Origin of the sequence: Streptomyces sp. SBT349 (assembly GCF_001083795.1) — a bacterium.
Taxonomy (GTDB): Bacteria; Actinomycetota; Actinomycetes; order Streptomycetales; family Streptomycetaceae; genus Streptomyces.
The window spans coordinates 1-4179 of record NZ_LAVK01000498.1 but is presented as its reverse complement, the minus strand read 5'-3'; the positions used below and the strand labels follow the sequence as shown (position 1 = coordinate 4179).

5 protein-coding genes are annotated in these 4179 nt (G+C 71.1%); 4 read left to right on the top strand and 1 reads right to left on the bottom strand.

Annotated features, from left to right (window positions below; translation table 11 throughout):
• Positions 1–69: 69 nt before the first annotated feature.
• The 3 genes from tyrS (at position 70) to ADY01_RS33590 (ending at position 2276) form a co-directional block, all read left to right on the top strand.
• Positions 70–1479 (top strand): tyrosine--tRNA ligase, encoded by a 1410-nt coding sequence (gene tyrS / locus ADY01_RS33600; protein ID WP_049580546.1) that lies wholly within the window; start codon positions 70–72, stop codon positions 1477–1479.
• Between the two features lie 28 nt (positions 1480–1507).
• Positions 1508–1843 (top strand): DUF3099 domain-containing protein, encoded by a 336-nt coding sequence (locus ADY01_RS33595; protein WP_049580545.1) that lies wholly within the window; start codon positions 1508–1510, stop codon positions 1841–1843.
• A 193-nt stretch (positions 1844–2036) separates the two neighbouring features.
• Positions 2037–2276: a hypothetical protein gene (locus ADY01_RS33590; RefSeq protein ID WP_049580544.1), complete on the top strand. Its 240-nt coding sequence runs from the start codon at positions 2037–2039 to the stop codon at positions 2274–2276.
• Here ADY01_RS33590 and moaA read toward each other — a convergent pair.
• Positions 2259–3248, bottom strand: a complete 990-nt coding sequence (gene moaA, locus ADY01_RS33585; RefSeq protein ID WP_049580543.1) for a GTP 3',8-cyclase MoaA — start codon at positions 3246–3248, stop codon at positions 2259–2261. The two genes, ADY01_RS33590 and moaA, sit on opposite strands and share 18 nt — an antisense overlap.
• 147 nt (positions 3249–3395) lie before the next feature.
• Here moaA and ADY01_RS33580 point away from each other — a divergent pair.
• A partial coding sequence (locus tag ADY01_RS33580) for an exonuclease domain-containing protein (protein ID WP_049580547.1) occupies positions 3396–4179 on the top strand: 784 nt, incomplete at its 3' end.

The following is a 4179-nucleotide window of genomic DNA, read 5'->3' as shown; positions in this document are numbered from 1 at the left end:
TCGTCGGTGGGGGGCCGCCCGTAGGATGGGCGGCGTTCCTCTGCCCCCATCGAGCCCTCAGGACACGACGTGACACGCCTCGGCGATTCCGTGCGGCGCGCCAGCGCGCTGCTGGAGCAGGACCTCTCCTCCGACATCACCGTCCGGCAGCTGCTGGAGGAGACGGGCGCGCGGCGTTATCTCGACCTGAGCGACCTCACGGCGGCGGAGCAGGCCGCGCTGATCGCCTCGCGGGCGGTGGACGTGCTTCCCTCCGTGGAGCGGCTGACCGAGCGGATCGAGGCCGCCGTCGCGGCCGGGCGCGGGCTGCACGTCAAGCTGGGGATCGACCCCACCGCCGTCGACGTCCACCTGGGCCACGCGGTGCAGGTGATCGTCCTCAGCCGCTTCCAGCGGATGGGGCACGAGGTCACGTTGATCATCGGCGACATCACGGCCAAGATCGGCGACCCCACGGGCCGCTCGACCGAACGCCCGGCGCTGACCGACGAGGACATCGCGAGGAACCTGGCGGGCTACCGCGAGCAGGTCAGGCCGTTCTTCGACTTCGAACGCGTCAGGTTCCGGCACAACGGCGAGTGGCTGGGCGGCCTCACCCTGCCGCGCCTGATCGGCATCCTGGCCCAGGTCCCGGCCTCGGCGCTGCTCCAGCGCGACGACTTCCGCACCCGGCTCGAAGGCGGGCACGGGCTGTCCATGTCGGAGCTGATCTACCCGGTGGCCATGGCGATCGACTCGGCCGAGATCGAGGCGGATGTCGAGCTCGGCGGCGTGGACCAGCTGCTCAACATGCAGATGGGCCGGCGCGTGATGGAGATCTACGGCCAGAAGCCGCAGATGATCGTCAGCATGCCGCTGGTCGAGGGCACCGACGGCTCGGGCGCGAAGATGTCCAAGTCCAAGGGCAACTACATCGGCCTGTCCTCGTCGGCGGAGGACGCGTTCGGCAAGGTCATGTCCGTTCCCGACCGTCTGATGGAGCCCTACCTCCGGGCCTGGACGGAGTGGACGGACGAGGAGATCGCGCTGGCGCGCGGGCGCCTCGGCGACTCCTCGCTGCACCCGATGGATCTGAAGAAGCTGCTGGCCGGCGAGGTCGTCACGGCGCTGCACGGGGTCGATGCCGCGATGGCGGCCAGGGACGCGTTCACCGCGCAGTTCTCGCGCAAGAGCTTCACCGAGGTGGCCGACCTGCCGGAGGTCACCCTTTCCGACCACGGCGGCGAGGGCATCGCCGCCGTCCTGACCAAGGTGCTCGGCTTCACGCCCAGCGCCTCGGCCGCCCGCAGGCTCGCCAAGCAGAACGGGCTGCGTGTGGTCCTGGAGACCGGCGCCGGGCAGACCGGCGTGGTCCTCGGTGAGACGGACGTGCTGCGTCCGCTCGGCGAGGTGATCGGCGAGCACCTGGCCGCCGCCGAGGAGGAGCCGAAGGGCGTCTACCTCAAGGCCGGCCGGAAGCTCGCGCTCGTGCGGGACTAGCCTGGTCACAGGAGAGGGTGGTGGGGTAATGCGCAGACGACGTGTCGCTGCGGAGGACTCGACGGTCTACCGGATCACGGGTGCGCGGCAGAGCCTCGACGACGATGTCAGGGGAAGGCAACGCCGTTACATCATTTCGATGCTCGTGCGCACCCTGGCGGTGGTCCTCACCCTTCTCCTGTGGAACGTCAGCCGCCCTCTCGCCTCCGTCACCCTGGTGCTCGGAGTGGTGCTTCCGTATGTGGCCGTGGTGATCGCCAATGCGGGCCGGGAGAACGCCCCTTCACTGCCCTCCACCTTCCTCACCTCGGGCTCCGTCAGAGCTCTCCCTCCGGGAAATGAGGATCCCCACAAACGGAGTTGACCCCTCCGACCTGCGAAGCTCAAGAAATCCTCAGTTCAATTGACCCGTTCCCCTGCGCCGATCGGTGCATTGCATGTCATACTTCAAGAGCGCTCCGTATCCCCCGTCGGAGCGACGAACCGACGCCGGGCGGCTCCCCCCGTGGCTGCCCGGCGTCGGTTCTCTGTTTCCGGTGATTCTTTAAGGGTGTTGTATGGATTCCGTGGAGAACGAGTCCACAACCGGCCCGCTGATCTGCTCGGCCAAGGGGTGCCGCACCGCCGCCGTGTGGGTGCTGGCCTGGAACAATCCGAAGCTGCACACGCCCGAGCGCAGGAAGACCTGGCTCGCGTGCGAGGAGCACCGCGAGTACCTCTCGCGGTTCCTCGGGATGCGGGGATTCCTGAAGGACGTGGTGGAGCTGGACGTCTGGCGGTCAGCCTCCGATCGCTGACATCGGCCGCTGCGGCTGAAGGAACGCGGGGTCGTCCAGGCCCGAGCCCGCCTTCTTCCCCCACATGGCCACCCGCCACAGCTCGGCGATCTCCTCGTCGTCCGCGCCGGAGCGGAGCGCGCCCCGCAGGTCGGATTCCTCGCGGGCGAACAGGCAGTTGCGCACCTGGCCGTCGGCCGTCAGCCGCGTGCGGTCGCAGGCCCGGCAGAACGGGCGGGTGACCGAGGCGATGACGCCCACCCGGTGCGGCCCGCCGTCCACCGTCCACCGCTCGGCCGGGGCGGAGCCGCGCCGCTCCGTCTCCTCGGGGGTGAGGGTGAACCGGGTGCGCAGGGAGGCCAGGATCTCCCCGGCCGTGATCATCTCCTCGCGCTGCCAGCCGTGCTGGGCGTCCAGCGGCATCTGCTCGATGAACCGCAGCTCGTAGCCGTGGTCGATCGCCCAGGCGAGCAGGGAGGGCGCCTCCCCGTCGTTCAGCCCGCGCATCAGCACGGCGTTGACCTTGACGGGGGTGAGCCCCGCCTCCTTGGCCGCGGCGAGGCCCGCGAGCACGTCGTCGAGGCGGCGGCGCCTGGTGATCCGCTCGAACACGTCGTGGTCGGTGGAGTCCAGCGACACGTTCACCCGGTCGAGGCCCGCGGCCTGCAGCGCGGCGGCCGTGCGCGCCAGGCCCACGCCGTTGGTCGTGAGGGAGAGCCTGGGGCGCGGCTCCAGGGCCGCGCAGCGGGCGACGATGCCGGTCAGGCCGCGGCGCAGCAGGGGCTCTCCCCCGGTGAACCTGACGTCCTTCACCCCGAGAAGGCCGACGGCGATGCCGATCAGCCGGACGATCTCGTCATCCGTGAGCAGCTCGGGCTTGTCCAGCCAGGACAGCCCCTCTTCCGGCATGCAGTAGGTGCAGCGGAGATTGCACCTGTCGGTCAGCGAGACCCGCAGATCGGTCGCGGTCCTGCCGTAGGTGTCGAGCAGCATGATTCGCAGGGTACGGCACGGCTGTGACAATGGCCCCCGGTCTGCGCGACGGCGGTCCGCACGGCGTTCGCGGGGCGGCGCCGACGGGCCGTCAACTCTCCTCGCGCGTGCGGGTGCTGTCGCGGACTGGCCGTATCCTCGGTGACCATGCTCGAAGACCACCAGGCGGCCTTGGCCGGTTTCCCCGACCTCCCGTCAGACGACGAGCCATGGCCCCCGGGGTATCCGGACGGGTACGCCGTGGTGGACGTGGAGACCACCGGCCTGCGCCGCGAGGACCGGATCGTGTCCGCCGCGGTGTACCGGCTCGACGGCCGGGGCGAGGTGCAGGACCACTGGTACACGACGGTCAACCCGCAGCGCGATCCCGGGCCGGTGCACATCCACGGGCTGACGTCCGCGGTGCTGGCCGACGCGCCGCTCTTCGCCGAGGTGGCCGGGGAGTTCGCCGAGCGGCTGGAGGGGCGCGTGCTGGTCGCGCACAACGCCGTCTTCGACTGGACGATGATCGCCAGGGAGTACGCGCGCACGGACGGGTCCGCGCCCGTCACGCAACGGCTGTGCACCATCGCGCTGTCCAAGGCGCTGGGGCTGCCCCTGGCGAACCACCGGCTGGAGACGCTGGCGGCGTTCTTCCGCGTGACGCAGCGGCGCGCGCACCACGCGCTGGACGACGCGCGGGTGCTGGCCGAGGCGTTCCGGCCGAGCCTGCACCGCGCGGCGCGCAAGCGGCTGGCGCTGCCGCTGCTGGCCTGCCTTCCGCTGGCCGAGTGGAAGGACCCGCCCTCGGCGGGCGGGTTCCGTGGCGCGGTCCCGGGGGCGCGCGACGGGGCGGCGGCCTGGCGGGGCGGCGGCTGGCGGCAGGCCAGGCGGCGCCCGCCCTGCCCCCATCCCAACCCCGGTCGGTACGAGACGGGTGGCCGCCTGGTGC